Source organism: Sphingobium sp. FG125, assembly GCF_057809795.1.
In genome coordinates this window covers 13,986-27,739 of record NZ_JBMDKQ010000022.1, presented here as the reverse complement: position 1 = coordinate 27,739, position 13,754 = coordinate 13,986, and the positions used below count along the sequence as shown (strand labels likewise).

General features: G+C 61.8%; 15 protein-coding genes. 12 read left to right on the top strand and 3 right to left on the bottom strand.

Annotated features, from left to right (window positions below):
- The first annotated feature begins 55 nt into the window (after positions 1-55).
- The 7 genes from ACODSR_RS17630 (at position 56) to ACODSR_RS17600 (ending at position 6,560) form a co-directional block, all read left to right on the top strand.
- Positions 56-2,044: a ParB/RepB/Spo0J family partition protein gene (locus tag ACODSR_RS17630; RefSeq protein ID WP_489077923.1), complete on the top strand. Its 1,989-nt coding sequence runs from the start codon at positions 56-58 to the stop codon at positions 2,042-2,044.
- Between the two features lie 167 nt (positions 2,045-2,211).
- On the top strand, positions 2,212-3,153 hold the full coding sequence (locus ACODSR_RS17625) for an ArdC family protein (RefSeq protein ID WP_413021715.1): 942 nt from the start codon (positions 2,212-2,214) through the stop codon (positions 3,151-3,153).
- Between the two features lie 11 nt (positions 3,154-3,164).
- Positions 3,165-3,587: a hypothetical protein gene (locus ACODSR_RS17620; RefSeq protein WP_413021717.1), complete on the top strand. Its 423-nt coding sequence runs from the start codon at positions 3,165-3,167 to the stop codon at positions 3,585-3,587.
- Positions 3,588-3,891: 304 nt separating this feature from the next.
- Positions 3,892-4,845: a DUF2493 domain-containing protein gene (locus ACODSR_RS17615; protein ID WP_489077922.1), complete on the top strand. Its 954-nt coding sequence runs from the start codon at positions 3,892-3,894 to the stop codon at positions 4,843-4,845.
- Between the two features lie 121 nt (positions 4,846-4,966).
- Positions 4,967-5,428 (top strand): DUF6878 family protein, encoded by a 462-nt coding sequence (locus tag ACODSR_RS17610; protein WP_489077921.1) that lies wholly within the window; start codon positions 4,967-4,969, stop codon positions 5,426-5,428.
- A 10-nt stretch (positions 5,429-5,438) separates the two neighbouring features.
- Positions 5,439-5,867 (top strand): DUF6915 family protein, encoded by a 429-nt coding sequence (locus tag ACODSR_RS17605; RefSeq protein ID WP_489077920.1) that lies wholly within the window; start codon positions 5,439-5,441, stop codon positions 5,865-5,867.
- 303 nt (positions 5,868-6,170) lie between these two features.
- Positions 6,171-6,560, top strand: coding sequence for a single-stranded DNA-binding protein (locus tag ACODSR_RS17600; protein WP_007688363.1), 390 nt, complete (start codon positions 6,171-6,173; stop codon positions 6,558-6,560).
- Between the two features lie 115 nt (positions 6,561-6,675).
- Here the strand turns inward: ACODSR_RS17600 and ACODSR_RS17595 are convergent, their stop codons facing one another.
- Entirely contained in the window at positions 6,676-6,906 is a 231-nt protein-coding gene (locus tag ACODSR_RS17595; RefSeq protein WP_234716089.1) for a DUF6437 family protein, read from the bottom strand.
- A gap of 323 nt (positions 6,907-7,229) precedes the next feature.
- Here ACODSR_RS17595 and ACODSR_RS17590 point away from each other — a divergent pair, with 323 nt between their 5' ends.
- Positions 7,230-7,466 (top strand): hypothetical protein, encoded by a 237-nt coding sequence (locus tag ACODSR_RS17590; protein ID WP_054725432.1) that lies wholly within the window; start codon positions 7,230-7,232, stop codon positions 7,464-7,466.
- A 102-nt stretch (positions 7,467-7,568) separates the two neighbouring features.
- Here ACODSR_RS17590 and ACODSR_RS17585 read toward each other — a convergent pair whose 3' ends face one another.
- Positions 7,569-7,763, bottom strand: a complete 195-nt coding sequence (locus tag ACODSR_RS17585) for a hypothetical protein (protein ID WP_020820072.1) — start codon at positions 7,761-7,763, stop codon at positions 7,569-7,571.
- A gap of 264 nt (positions 7,764-8,027) precedes the next feature.
- On the opposite strand from ACODSR_RS17585, the gene ACODSR_RS17580 reads away from it, so the two are divergent.
- The 4 genes from ACODSR_RS17580 to ACODSR_RS17565 are packed head-to-tail and all read left to right on the top strand — an operon-like array spanning position 8,028 to position 11,229.
- Entirely contained in the window at positions 8,028-9,284 is a 1,257-nt protein-coding gene (locus tag ACODSR_RS17580) for a tyrosine-type recombinase/integrase (protein WP_489077919.1), read from the top strand.
- Entirely contained in the window at positions 9,281-10,522 is a 1,242-nt protein-coding gene (locus ACODSR_RS17575) for a tyrosine-type recombinase/integrase (protein ID WP_489077918.1), read from the top strand. The genes ACODSR_RS17580 and ACODSR_RS17575 overlap by 4 nt, the downstream gene beginning before the upstream one ends.
- Positions 10,515-10,913, top strand: a complete 399-nt coding sequence (locus ACODSR_RS17570) for a type II toxin-antitoxin system RelE/ParE family toxin (protein ID WP_489077917.1) — start codon at positions 10,515-10,517, stop codon at positions 10,911-10,913. Before ACODSR_RS17575 ends, ACODSR_RS17570 begins: the two co-directional genes overlap by 8 nt.
- The gene (locus ACODSR_RS17565) at positions 10,900-11,229 is read left to right on the top strand and encodes a helix-turn-helix domain-containing protein (protein WP_489077916.1); all 330 of its coding nucleotides are present in this window, start codon (positions 10,900-10,902) and stop codon (positions 11,227-11,229) included. The genes ACODSR_RS17570 and ACODSR_RS17565 overlap by 14 nt, the downstream gene beginning before the upstream one ends.
- 1,285 nt (positions 11,230-12,514) lie before the next feature.
- On the opposite strand, the gene ACODSR_RS17560 is transcribed toward ACODSR_RS17565, so the two are convergent.
- Entirely contained in the window at positions 12,515-13,714 is a 1,200-nt protein-coding gene (locus ACODSR_RS17560) for a hypothetical protein (RefSeq protein WP_489077915.1), read from the bottom strand.
- Between the last annotated feature and the right edge of the window lie 40 nt (positions 13,715-13,754).

Below are 13,754 nucleotides of genomic sequence, written 5' to 3'. Positions count from 1 at the left end.
AGCCATTTGGGCATCGATGGTCGATGCACCGGGCTCACAATCAGGAGTGTGTCCCATGATCAAGTCGATCCCGCTGAACAAGCTCGTTCAATCTCCCCGCAATGTCCGCCGTCACAGTGATCCGGCAGCAGATGCTGAGCTTAAGGCCAGCATCGCAGCCCATGGGCTGCTGCAAAACCTCATTGTCAGGCCTGCCGCAAAGGGCAAGTTCGAGGTCGAAGCCGGCGAGCGCCGCCGCCGCGCGATGCTGGCGCTCGCGGACGACAAGATCCTCGCGCGTGATCACGAAGTCACGTGCCTCGTGCTCGAGGACAGTGCTGAAGCGGCGGTCGAGACCAGCCTCGCGGAGAACTTCCACCGATTGGCCATGAACCCAGCCGATGAAGCCCAGGCCTTTGCCGCGCTCGTTGCAGGCGGTGCGACAGTCGAAGATGTTGCCCGCCGTTTCGGCCTGACGGTCCGTTTTGTCGAGGGGCGCTTGCGTCTCGCGACGCTCGCGCCCGTCGTGTTCGAGGCGCTGGCCTCGGGTCAGATCACTCTCGACATCGCCAAAGCCTTTGGCGCCACTTCGGATCAGGACATCCAGGCACGCGTCTTCGAGCAAGTCTCCTCAGCCTACTATGCGCCCAATCCAGACAGCATCCGGCGCATGGTCCTCTCCGGGACCGTCCGGGGCAGCGATCCGCGCGCCCGCCTTGTCGGCCGCGACGCCTACATCGCTGCCGGGGGTCGGATCGAGCGCGAACTGTTCGACGACGACGACAGTGAATCCTGGGTCGATGTCGCCTTGCTCGAGAGCCTCGCGGCGGCGAAGATGGAAGAACAGGCGAAGGCGCTCGCAGCCGAACAGGGTCTCGCCTGGGTCAAGCCCACGCTCGATCCCTATGCCAGCCACGATCTGGTCGAAGGGCTGGTCCGGCTTCCTGCCGAACCGGCGCCGCTCACTGAGACGGAACTGGCGAGGCTCGACAAACTCGATGCCTCCTACGACGAGCATGCGGCGATCCTCGAAGATGAGGACAGTGCCGAGGATGCCGTGGCGGCAGCCGAAGCGGCTATCGAGGCCATCGAACGCGAATGCCAGGAAATCCGCGCACGCCCGCCAGTCATTGCGCCCGAGCTGAAGGCCGAAGCGGGCATGATCCTGGTGCTTTCGCGCGATGGCACGCCGGTACTCCAGCCCGTGTTCTACGGCGAGCGACAGGCTGAACCTGCCGAAGGCGAAAGCGGAATCGAAGTCATTCTGGCAGACGACGGCTCGGACAAGCGCCGGACCACCTTGTCCAAGCGCCTGGTCGATGAGTTGGCCATGCAGCGCCGTGATGTCCTGGCCCTGCATGTTGCCTCTGACCCCGGGCTTGCGCTTGATGTCATGGTGTTCACGCTGGCTGATGCCGATACGCACGACTGGCGGGCGCGGGCTGCAACCACGCTGCGTGCGCCTCTTCCGGCAGGGCCGATCATTGGCTTCGAGGCCAAGGATGCTCCGGCGAGCGGCGCGCTTGCCGAGCTCAGGTCCAGTCTCGACGAAAGCTGGCGCGCGGGCACCGATGCGACTTCCCGCTTCGACCTCTTCCGGGCACTGTCCGACGACAGCCGTGCCGCTTGGCTTGGCTATGTCGTTGCCCGGTCGCTCGAGGCGAGCCTCAACATGACCGGTGAGCGTCAGCTGCCGTTCCAGGACCACCTCGGCAGCCTGATCGGCATCGACATGGCGCAGTGGTGGCGACCGACTGCGGCCAACTACTTCGACCGGGTGTCAAAGCAGGTGATCCTCGACGCGTTGACCGACGTCGGCGGTCTCGAGCTGTCCTCGCGCTTTGCCTCGGTCAAGAAAGGCGATCTCGCGATGAGCGCCGAGCGCGTCTTCGCTGGCACCTACATCACCGAGATAGAAGTCCGCGAGAAGGCTCTGGCCTGGGTACCCGAGGTTATGCGCTTCACTTCCGCTGCGCCGGACGCCGGCTACCCCGAGATCGGCGCTACTGAAGCTGAGCCGGGTGTCGACGGCGAAATTCATACCCCCCGCGAGCTGGCCGCCTGACCTCCTCCTGACAGGCAAGGCCACTCGCACCTCGTGAAGCGGTCCTTCGGCTTACGCCGGAGGGCCGCTTCCTTTTTGGAAGGAGAGCAGAGGGGGCTCGGGACCCTGTGGCACTGACCGGCGAACCCGTCGCCGACTGACCAGATGCCAAGATCAGGAGACCCATCATGGCCTATCGCAAGGGACAGAGCAGCGGCTTGTCGCCCGCTACCCGCATTACCCAGGAAATCATCGCGCGCCTGGAAGCTGGCACAAAGCCGTGGATCAAGCCGTGGCGCGGCGTGCCCGTTTCGCGGCCCCTACGGGCCTGCGGGATTCCGTACCGAGGCATGAATGTGTTCTGGTTGTGGATGGTCGCCGACATGTGCGGCTATGCCTCGCCGTTCTGGATGACCTACAATCAGGCCAAATCGCTCGGTGCCCAGGTCCGCAAGGGCGAGAAGTCGACTATCGCGATCTTCTACAAGAGCTACACCAAAGAGGCTGAAGCCCCTGATACCGGCGAAAAGACCGACGAGGCCCGCCGGGTGCTGAAGGCCTACCCGGTCTTCAATGCCGATCAGGTTGAAGGTCTGCCCGAGCGCTTCCATCCGGCGACGACGCTGGAACTGGTCGAGCCTGAAGGCCGCGAGGCCGAACTCGATGCCTTCTTCGCCGCCATCCCCGTCAATCTGCGCCACCAGGGCTCTGAAGCCTATTACGAACCCACTGCGGATCGTGTCACGATGCCGCCGACCAGCCTGTTTTCCGGCTTCGACCACTACTATGCCACGCTCGCCCATGAGCTCTCGCACTGGACCGGACATGCCAGCCGCCTGGGCCGCGATCTCAAGAACCGCTTCGGCACGGCGGCCTATGCCGCCGAGGAACTGGTCGCCGAACTCTCCAGCGCCATGCTGGGCGCTGAGCTGGGGCTGCCGGTCACGCATCTCGATAGCCATGCGAGCTACATCGAGCATTGGCTCAAGCTTCTGAAGGATGACGACCGCGCCATTCTGACCGCTGCCGCCAAGGCCGAGGAGGCGTCGACCCTACTGCTGAAGCTTGGCGGAAGGGTCACACCCGAACAGTTTGACGACGCGTCACACGACGCTGCGCTTGCTGCCTGAGGGAGGATATCATGGGCCGATCAGTCAGCTATCCTAGCGGCGCAATCGTGGCATTCACGGTTCTCGAGGTCGAAGCCGAGGACGACTGGGAGTTCGAGTATGAATGGCTACGTGACGACCTGCGCGAGCGGGCCGGCCGAGCCTTCCCGTCGCTGATCCCGCATGACGGCTGGCGCGACCGGGAGGATCGGATCCTCATGCGCAATGCCTATGCGGATTTCGGCGTATCGGTCTACGGCGGGCTGGTGGCCGTCTGGATCGTCGAACGCGATGACGGGGCCTATTGGGATGCCGATTGCCGCACGGCCCGCTCACCGCGGGCACAGCGTTGGCTGTCCCAGATCGCATCCCGCTTCGATGCCGTGTTCGGCGACTATGACTGTCTCGGGCACATGTCGAACGGAGAGGGTGTCTACGCCAAGCGAGCGGCTTGAGCTGAGCCGGGGCGGTGCATGCATGAGGCATAGGGCGTGCCCCTGCCAATGTCTGTTCCGACCGCCCATGGTCTGGCGCCATGCGAGAGAGGCCCTGGGCCAGCCGCCAGTCTTGCGCAACCCGGCTTGGTCGGGCCCGTGTTGGCCTTCGCCCTGAGGGCTCAAGGCCTGCCCGCGCCAGCCCGCCAAGCCAGGTTTCCCCTGACGGGTGCGCAACCCTGCCGGAATGCTGGCCCTGACGGGCTCTCGCTGGCGCAGCCATGAACGGGTGCGTCGGCCCCACGTCAGTCAGGAGGACACCCCCATGCACACGTCATTCGCCGATCAACTCGCCGGGCTCGATCTCGCCGGCTTCTCGATTGGACCCGCTCCCGTATCGACAAGCGATTTCCCGGTCCGGGAGGCTGTCGTTCAAACCCTCGAAGCGGTCTGGTCCGATCTCTTCGCCATGGTGTCAGGGACCGCGCTTGAAGCCGACGCCGAGGATCTCGGCTGGGCTTTCGTCAACATCTTTCACCGCTCCGCCGAGCGCAAATCGACTGCCCTCGACCGGGCGACCGACGAGGTCCGCGCGCTGATTGCGACGGCCGATGGATCCGAAGTCCACACCCACGACCTCGAGACCCAGGTCGAGCGGGCGCAGTGCGCCGAAAGCGCCATGCTGGCGCTCGAAGAGATGCGCGAAGTCGCAGCAGGCCTATACCTCAACGAGTTCGGTTCCTCCTGGAAGCCAGTCTCCAGTTCGCGCTTCAATCACAGTGCAATGCTGACGTCCGCGCTCGTCGAAGGGCGCGACTTCCTGCGCGCCCGCGCCGAGGCAAAACGCCGTGCGGCCATGCCCGAAGGAACCCCGGTCGTATTCGCTGGCGGGCGCACCCGTCATGCTACCGAAGACGATGCGCTGACCTTCGGCAACAATGTCTGGGCCACGCTCGACAAGGTCCGCGACCGCGTGCCGGACATGGTCTTGATCCACGGCGGCGACACCAAGGGCGTCGACCGTCTGGCATCGAGCTGGGCTGAACGTCGCGGCATCCCGCAGGTGACGTTCTCGCTCGATATGCGCCTGGGCGCCCGTGCTGGCTTCAAGCGCAACGAGCGTATGCTCTCACTCGATCCGCGCTACGTCATCGCGTTCCCGGGTAATGGCGTACTCGAACGCCTGGTGATCGACGCCAAGGCTCGGCGGATCACCGTTGTCGATCGCCGCGGGCCCCTCGGCACCAATCCGAAGAACACTTCGGCCAGGACCGACTAAGGCCCTGTCGGTCTTCGCGCCAGCGCCGGATCGGCGCTGGCGTCGTCCATCAGAGGAAAGGCGTGCGCCTGTCGGTTGGAGCCAGCGATGGTCGTTGGCTCGGTTCTACAGGAGGCATTCCATGATCGATATCGAGGCTGTGATGGCCGACTTTGCCGTTCGCCAGGCCGAGCGGCAGACCCAGGTGGTCGAAGAGATTCAGCAGCTCAAGACTGTCATTCTCCCGCGCTTGCAGGAAGCAGGCATCGCCCGCGTCGAGATCCGCTTTGACGGATGCGGCGACAGCGGCGCCGTTGAGGAATGTGTCTGTCTGGATGCAACTGGCGCGCCGATGCCTTGCCCGGATGTCACCCTGCTGGAAGGCGAAGCTGACAAAGCTGATCGTACCGGTTCCGAGCAACTGCACTCACTCGGGCAGGCTCTCGAGCGGCTGACCTATCTGGCACTCGAACGTCACCACCCTGGCTGGGAGATCAACGACGGTGCCTGCGGCGAACTCGTGATCGATGTGGCGGAAGCGATCTTCGTGCTCGACTGCAGCCTGCGCTTCACCGCGACCGATGATCACTCGACCGAGCTCTAGGAGACCCGGCATGGCACACTGCTACTACCACGCTCTCTCGTCAGTCCGAAAATGGGGCGGCACGGTCGATGACTATCTCCCGCTGCACCAGTGGTTCGACCAGTCCAAGGCTATCCTGGCAGACCCCCGACATCGCGCGCTGCGGCACCATGCCGAGGGGATATTCATGCTGGAGGCGATCTTCGGCGAGACCCTCGTGAATGCCGATGGCCGGGTTGTTCCGGTGCGTCTGGTCGGCGAGCAGCACGTACGCGAAGACTTGGGCTCGATCCCCTCCTTTGCTGACTGGGCGCGCTTGATCACGCCGCAGGCCTGGATGCTGCGAGGCAACCCTCTGGACGGCGCTCAAGGGGTGACGATCGATATGCCTGTCCCCGGCGAAGCAGTTGCGTCCAGGACCAGGCCACCTGCTGGAGGAGCGGTCCCCACCGTGATCTAGGAAGGGGTTCTCCGGTGGAGGGCTGGCGGGGGAATGATCCGGCCAAGACCGGAGGGAAACGAGGCAGGGCAAACCTGTTCACGGCATCCGGATCCACCCGGCTTCGATACAAACCTGTCCCTGAATCACCCCCCGTCGAGACGCGCAACCCGGATCAGGTCCGGCCGAGTTGCCGGGCTTTGCCCGGCTGCCCGCACCACCCGAACCAGTTCCGGGTTCCCCTCCGGTGCGCTTCGCCGCGGGGCGCTTCTGCTCGGGTTTGCAGCCGGGATGGACCCGGAATGCTCGATCAGGAGAAAGCCCATGACCAATCTCGTTATTCTCGTTGGCCGCATCGCTCGCGACCCCGAAACCCGCACCACCCAAGGTGGAACCAGCATCACCTCGATCTCGGTCGTCACCGACCGTCCCGCCCGCAAGGATGGCAAGACCTACAAGGACGAGAACGGCTACACCGCCAAGGACAGCGAATTCCATCGGATCACCTGCTTCAACGGCCTGGGCCAGAACGTCGCCAAGTATTGCACCAAGGGCCAGCTCGTGACGGTCGAAGGGCGCATCCATTACACCCAGTGGGAGGATCAGAGCGGCACCAAGCGCTACGGCTGCGAGATCATCGCCGACAAGGTCGACTTCCTCACCAAGGGCCGTTCGGGCAGCAACGAGGGAGCACCCGATATCGACGAGGACTGAATGTCCTTACCCCACGACAAGGCCCCGGTGGCAGACGCCATCGGGGCCTTTTCTTTTGCTCGGGGACTATGCGGCGGCGCGGGGCATCAAACCCCTTGCCGCCGCTGGGTGGGCCTTAAGCGGGAGCGATCCGCTTCAGCGTTTCTTCGATCCCGAGTGCCATCGATGCGCGCACGATCTGACGCAGTTGTGCCGCTTCGATCGTCTCGGCGCCGCACTCGATCAACACCTTGCCGAGTTCGGTCGCTGCCTCTTCGCGAAGACGAGCTTCCTCGCTTTCGAGTTGGGCACGCTGTTCACGCAGCTTCCTGAGCGCATCGCGTGCAGTGGGTTTGGACCTGGCCATAGGGTTTCCTTCTTGCTGGCCGTTGGTCCCCTCCGCTGACGACATTGGCATTCCGGACGCGTGTAGGAAAACGGTTTGTGGGGCGATTGGTGCGCTTTCCCGCTGACGTTGGAGAGGTCTCTCTCGCAGAAAGGCCAAGTCTGATGCGGGCTTTGGGGCTGCGTCAAGGACGACGGGGCCCCACCATTTTTACCGGGCAAGCCCGGCAAAAATCGTTGCCCCCATCGCCGCTTCGCGGCCGCTTGCGCGGTCCCTGACCCAGCCCGTCACCCACATCTCTCGCAACCCCTGATGCGATGCATCGAACATCAGGAGGAAAGATCATGTACGCTTCGCTGAACATTGCCGATGCCGGTCTCAAGGTAGATCAGGCTGCTTTCGTTGCCGCACTGGATCAGGCCCATGCCCGGTCCTTTCACAGCTACTTCACGCAGTACATCCTGACCGACGACGAGGCAGGCTACATCGCTGTCGATGAAGGGGATTACGGCGCGCTGCCCAAGGCCTTGTTGGAGCGTGTCATTGATACGGTGCCGGGCCGGCTCAGCGATGAATTCTGACCCGCCGGTTTGGGAGGAAGTCCGTCAGGGCTTCCTCCTTTCTTTTTGCTCGCAGCCCTTTGCAGACCACGTCAGACCAGGCGCAATTGTCGATGGCCGACTTCAATCCTGGGCATCGGGTTTGTCCAGGTCAGCAAGTCGCTCTGGCATTTCCAGGACCTTCAAAGCCGCCGCCTCGATCGCCTCTGCCTGTGTGGGGAAAGCCTCGGCCGAACTGATTGACACCCCGTTTGAATAGGTGATCGTCGCTTGGAAGCCGTTGCCCTTGGGTGTCGCGCTCAGTGTGACCTGGGTCATGCTCAGGCTCCTCGTTGCCTGCTTTCAGACAACCATCATAGGCCCTGGTCCGTTCTGTGACTATCGAGATCCGGGCGACGGCAGCCCGCGAGCCATCTCAAGAAATCGGCATCGCAAAACGCATCGTCCGTTACTGGCTCAATGGCTGGTTCCTGACCTTGCAGCTGGGGACTGGGGAGCACACCTTACGCCGCCATGCGGCAGAAAGAGATTGTTAAGCAATAGGTTACGCGAAGTTGTTCCTCTACAAAGAGGAGCAAGTCAATGCAAGCAAATGGCTATCTGCTACCAGCGAATGAAGCCACGAATCATGCCGCAACACGATCCGGTGAAGGGCGCGGGAGTGGTGAAAAGGCAAAGCCGTCCAACCGGGTTAGGCTCAACGGCAACATAGTCCGCCGCAAACCAGGTAAGCGCATCCGCGAGTATTGGGATATCGACCTGCCGGGCTTTGGCCTACGGGTAAATCCCGGCGGCAGGCGGACATGGTTCGTGCTGTTCCGCCAGCGCGGCAAGCTGCGGCGGGTGTCGCTCGGTACCTCCCGCGACACCTCGCCCGCCATGGCCCGCCGCCTCGCGCGGGCGAAACTGGCGGAGGTAGCGCTGGACGGGCTGCCAACGCGCAAGAAGGCCCGAGCTGTGCAGAAGAGCGATGCGCCCTTGCTGCGCGACTACGCCGAACGTTTCTGGGCTGACTATTCGCGACACTGGAAACCATCGACCCGCAAGCGCAACGAGAGCGCCATCTTCAAGGAAATCCTGGGCGCGTTCGGCGATCGGCGGATCGATGAACTTGCAAAGGGCGACATCCTGTTCTGGCGCGACAGCTTTGTCGAACGCCCCGGCGTGTTCAACCGCACCCTTCCGGTTTTCTCGGTGATGATGGGCTATGCAGAGCGCCTTGGCCTGCGTCCGCGCGGCTCCAATCCCTGCAAGGGCACGCCGCGCTACAAGCGCAAGCCGATGGAACGGTTTCTGTCGCCACACGAATATTCGCGGCTTGCCACGGCATTGCGGGAATATGAGGCCGAGCAGCCACTCTATGTCACGGCGATCCGCCTGCTGATCTTCACCGGCGCACGTTGCGGAGAGATCGAGCAACTGCGCTGGGAATGGGTTCAGGAACCGCGCCTGATGCTGCCTGATAGCAAGACCGGAGCGAAGATAGTCTATCTCAACCGGCAGGCTATCGATGTGATTGAATCGCTCCCAGACCGGAAAGCAACCGGCCTGCTGTTTCCCTCGTTCCGCAATCCCGCCAAGCCGATCACGCTCGGCATCCATTGGTCGAAAATCCGCAATTGCGCAGCATTGCCGGATGTGCGCCTACATGACCTGCGCCACAGCTTTGCCTCGGTCGCGATCCGGGACAACATCTCGCTCATGGTCATCGGCAAGCTGCTGGGCCATGCGCTGGCAGAAACGACGACCAGATACGCGCACCTCTCCGACGAGATCGTCGCAGATGCGGCGGAGCGCGTATCCGGCTCTATCGCACGCCTGATCGGAGTTGCGCCATGAACGCGCTGACCCTGCGAGGGATCGTCGCCGAAGAGCTGGGCAGCCTCCGGCTCCATGTCATTGGCAAGTGCGGTGGCCTGGGCGAGTTGCGCAAGACGTGCTGGACACGCGAACTGCCCGGCTTCGGGACGCGGCATTATGCGAGCGGACGCAAGGTCTATATCGTCCAGGCACGCATGGAAGGGCGCACGCGCACGGTGACGATCGGCAACGCCAAGGTGCTGAGCCGTGTGCAGGCTATGGATGTGGCGCGCCGCGTTCTGCTCCGCGCCCAGACCGGCGAGAACCCGGCGGAGGAGCGCAAGCGGCTGCGCAAGGTTCCATCCTACCGGGACTTCCTCAGGACCTACTGGGAACGAGTATCGCCCAAGTGGAAACCGTCCACGCTCTACACCCACCGTTACTACAAGCGGAAATATCTCGACCGCGCGTTCGAAGGCCTGTTCCTCGATGAGATCGAGGAGCGCCATGTGCAGGAATGGTTCAACCGTATTACAAACACCGGCGGCCCCGGTGCTGCCAACCGTTGCGGCGAAATCCTGCGCGCCATGTTCAACAAAGCCGAGCAATGGGGCGTGCGGCCCGAAGGATCGAACCCTTGCCTCTATATCCGCAAGAACAAGGGCCGGAAGTGCGAGCGCTTCCTCTCCGATCAGGAGTTCAGGCGGATTGGCGAAGTGCTCGACAGGCATCGCAAAACTTCTCCGTTGCACTGCACGGCGATCAGCTTGCTGATCCTGACCGGCTGCCGCAAATCGGAGATCACCTGCCTCAAATGGAGCGAGGTGCGGGGAAGGCGCTTGCTGCTGACCGACAGCAAAACCGGCCCGCGCACGGTCTGGCTGGCCGAAGCGGCTGCAACCATCCTCCACGCGCTGCCACGCCGTGAGAAGCAGCGCTATGTGTTTTGGAATCCGGCCACCCAGCGCCCGATCACGGACATCGGCAACTTGTGGAGCAAGCTGCGCGACGAGGCAGGCCTTCCCGGCGTTCGTATCCACGATCTGCGGCACAGCTTTGCCAGCCACGCCGCCGCCCATTCGGAAACGCTGCCGATGATCGGCAAGCTGCTTGGCCATGCAGACGTGCGGACGACCACCCGCTATGCCCATCTTGACGATGGGCACGTCATCAAGGCAGCGCAGCGCATCGGCGACCAGATCGAGCAAAACATGAGCGGCTCATATTCATTGAGCCGTAACGCTAAGTATGATAGTGGGCCGTTGCTGCATGACTGACAACCCGCGCATCCGCATCTACGCCAACCGCTGGTTCGCCAAGTTCGCGGCAAAGGAAAAAATCAGCGATGCCATGCTTGCTGGTGCCGTGCATCGGGCTGAATCCGGCCTGATCGATGCCGACCTTGGCAATGGGCTCATCAAGCAGCGCATCGCGCGCCAGGGTGGAGGCAAGTCGGGCGGCTATCGCTCGATCCTGATCTTCCGCTCAGGCGAGCGGGCCATATTCGTGTTCGCCTTCGCCAAAAGCGACAAGGCGAACCTGGGTGCGGCGGAACTAAAGGTCTATCGCAAAGCTGCCAGCATCATGCTGGAATTGGGCGATGACCAGATCGAAACGGAAGTTGAAGCGGGCCGATTGGTCGAGGTGAAAGACGATGAGCAAGGCTAAGGCAAAGACTTACAAGAGCGAGGCAATGGCCGCCGTCCACGAAATGATGGAAGGCCTTCACGATGCGGGCAGCATCGACAAGCGCACCATGCGCGAGTTCGATGAGGCCTGCCTCGCGCCCGCGCCGGTCCTGTCGCCCGACCAGATCAAGGCAATCCGAGAGGCGGAGCATGTCTCGCAGCCGGTGTTCGCGCGCTATCTCAACGTGTCGAAGAACCTTGTGTCGGACTGGGAACGAGGCGCGAAGAAGCCGGGCGGTCCGGCACTTCGGCTGTTGTCGATTATCCAGCGTAGTGGGCTGGATGCGGTGGCTTGAGCCTCGGTAAGCCGCAAGAGAACCCTCGTTACTGCGCCAAGATAAACCTGACCCGCGTCTCAATGGTTGAGCCCTGAGCGATGGCGATGGCGCGGCACTGCACCGTCATAAGCCGATCACCAGTTCGCATGAACGCGCAAGCCGACGCTCGATTTGCGGGGGTAAGAGGCTGAGCCCCGGGCATGAGATATATTCGTTCGATTGAAACCATGTCCCGAGAATTCATGGGGCCCGCAAAGCCGAGAATTTGGTCGCGACCATCCTCGCTTTTACCGGAGAATTGAATCATCACGGAGCCGTTGTTCCGATGAAAAGACATCACCGCATTGGTGCACGCAAACCCGGTCGTCTCATTGTCGATGATCACACCTGAATCGGACGAACACTGCCCCTGAAGCGCAGATACGTCCTCAGGAGCTTGCGCGCTTGAGATACCTGCGACTGACGCGGCTACGATGGCAGCGCCGATACAGAAAGCTTTCAGTCCTATAGAAGTCTGCGGCATCACTTGCTCCCCAAACGAGCTTCGATGTCGCGTTGAAAATCCATCTCATTTGCAGAGCAAGAAATCGTGACTGCCCCGTTGACAGGTTGCATGGCGAGGTCGTTGTCACCCTCCTCAAACTGAGGGCCAGGCACTAGTCGGCGAGGTTGGATAACTTCCCCTCGGCTATCCACCCAAGCTTCTTGCGTGTGATCCGGCAAGTATTCAGCTTCGGAAACGCCAAGGCGGGTAAATTTGTCCCGAATCTCCTCGGTCGTACCCATTACAGTTACGGAAATGTGGTTAGGGGGAGCCGTGCCAGGGCCGCGCCCAAACGGAGCCATCGCCCCTCCACTCGGATCGGCTTGCCACCCACCCAGCCTGACGACTTGATGACCCAGAAATGTCATCGGCTTGACGGGGACGAAAAGGCGGATGCCGTCACCACCGTCATTCGTATTGGCGACCGTGTGACTGTGTAGCATCGCGGAAATGACGACCCCTGCCTGAGCTGGGTGACGGCAACTCAGTTGCTCAAATAGCACCCTCTCGGTCGCATCCGTTGGCAACATCACATCGGTAGCGGTAGGTGCATCCGTCCCGCCACGTTCGGCATCGGCAGCTTGCGCCCCCGAATCGCTACACCCCGCCAAGACAATGAGGGTGGCGAGCAAATAGGCTTGTCTCGATATTATCATTTCGGCCTTGCTTCCCCTGGCAGGCAAATCCGCAATTGAGGAAGCTCCTCAAGGCGACGGAATAATACAACTGATGCAATAAGCTATGCGGTGGCTCGCTGGACTATTCAAGTATCAATTCTGAACGAAAAAATCCGCCGATGGTGAAGCTTGAAAACTGACCGTCCTTCTGGATTTCTATCGGTCCAACCTCCTTAACCCATCGGGCGGAATCGTCATATGTCGGCTCCGCAACCGTTGGCTGCTCACGCAGTTCAGAAATTGCATCTTGCTTCACACCTTGGCGAACTATGACCCGGCTGACGGGCTTCGAGCCGAGGGGGATAGGCCTTGGCAAGTCGATGTTGAGCTCACGGCCCAGATAACCGTCGTCAAACTTTGTCCGCAGCGTCTCTGCCTGCCCAAGTTCAGCACGCGCACGCGCATCTCGCTCTGCTACGATAGCCTCCCGTCGTTTCTCGGCCTTCTTTGTTTTTCGTCGGACGGCGGTGACTGAAAAGCCCAACGGCGCTGCGGTTACTTCTGCTGTTGCCTCGAATCCCGCCAGTCTCAATGCCTTTGCGATCATCCCTCGTGTAGCTGCATCGTCTGCGTTACTGATCTGATCCGACCGTACGGTCAAAGGCTCGTCAGGCTCCGGATCAATGATCGTCAGCTTGCTCTTTTCGCGGCCATCAACTCCGATTGACAAGCCGCACACAAGACGCTGGCCGGTATGCCCTGGCGGGAAGATTATCGAAAGCTTTTGCGCCACTCCGCCGACTGGCGGTGGCCCTTTTCCTCCGAGTTGATTGCTACTGTACCCAACGCCCGATTGCGTTCCCTTGCACTCCACTACATGCCAGACGCCGGACAAATCACGGGCAACGAAATCCGGCGTCTTGTTCGGGCCGCGCTTGGCCGCGCGATGCTGTGTAGCGCCCGTTGATGCAGCAAAACGCTGCATGAAATATCGACCGTCGACAATCCTATCGAACTGCAGTTTGTCGTTGAGCCAGAGTATTGGAAGGCCCATCCCGAAATCGTCACTGAGGATTGTCTTCTGGTGAGCGTCCAGATCCGCGAAGCTCTGCGTCAGTCGCAAATCAGGGTCTGCTGAGATTGCCGCGAGATAACGCACCCAAGCCCAAAATTCGCTCAATGACACCCCAGTTGTAGCTATGGGCGTCGTCAAGAATCCGATCATCAGCAGTGCTGATGGGACATGAATATCAACGGTCTGAACACCGCTATGGAAGGTGCTCGGAAACGTTGGCAACGATCCCTTGCGCGGCCAAGTGCCCTTCTTGATGTCGATTGCCAACGATCGGTTCATAGCCTCGAATGGGTTCCCAAAGTTTGCA

Excerpts from the sequence above, each read along its gene's own strand:
- ACODSR_RS17630 (WP_489077923.1), top strand. The coding sequence starts at position 56 with ATGATCAAGTCGATCCCGCTGAACAAGCTCGTTCAATCTCCCCGCAAT.
- ACODSR_RS17625 (WP_413021715.1), top strand. The coding sequence starts at position 2,212 with ATGGCCTATCGCAAGGGACAGAGCAGCGGCTTGTCGCCCGCTACCCGC.
- ACODSR_RS17620 (WP_413021717.1), top strand. The coding sequence starts at position 3,165 with ATGGGCCGATCAGTCAGCTATCCTAGCGGCGCAATCGTGGCATTCACG.
- ACODSR_RS17615 (WP_489077922.1), top strand. The coding sequence starts at position 3,892 with ATGCACACGTCATTCGCCGATCAACTCGCCGGGCTCGATCTCGCCGGC.
- ACODSR_RS17610 (WP_489077921.1), top strand. The coding sequence starts at position 4,967 with ATGATCGATATCGAGGCTGTGATGGCCGACTTTGCCGTTCGCCAGGCC.
- ACODSR_RS17605 (WP_489077920.1), top strand. The coding sequence starts at position 5,439 with ATGGCACACTGCTACTACCACGCTCTCTCGTCAGTCCGAAAATGGGGC.
- ACODSR_RS17600 (WP_007688363.1), top strand. The coding sequence starts at position 6,171 with ATGACCAATCTCGTTATTCTCGTTGGCCGCATCGCTCGCGACCCCGAA.
- ACODSR_RS17595 (WP_234716089.1), bottom strand. The coding sequence starts at position 6,906 with ATGGCCAGGTCCAAACCCACTGCACGCGATGCGCTCAGGAAGCTGCGT.
- ACODSR_RS17590 (WP_054725432.1), top strand. The coding sequence starts at position 7,230 with ATGTACGCTTCGCTGAACATTGCCGATGCCGGTCTCAAGGTAGATCAG.
- ACODSR_RS17585 (WP_020820072.1), bottom strand. The coding sequence starts at position 7,763 with ATGACCCAGGTCACACTGAGCGCGACACCCAAGGGCAACGGCTTCCAA.
- ACODSR_RS17580 (WP_489077919.1), top strand. The coding sequence starts at position 8,028 with ATGCAAGCAAATGGCTATCTGCTACCAGCGAATGAAGCCACGAATCAT.
- ACODSR_RS17575 (WP_489077918.1), top strand. The coding sequence starts at position 9,281 with ATGAACGCGCTGACCCTGCGAGGGATCGTCGCCGAAGAGCTGGGCAGC.
- ACODSR_RS17570 (WP_489077917.1), top strand. The coding sequence starts at position 10,515 with ATGACTGACAACCCGCGCATCCGCATCTACGCCAACCGCTGGTTCGCC.
- ACODSR_RS17565 (WP_489077916.1), top strand. The coding sequence starts at position 10,900 with ATGAGCAAGGCTAAGGCAAAGACTTACAAGAGCGAGGCAATGGCCGCC.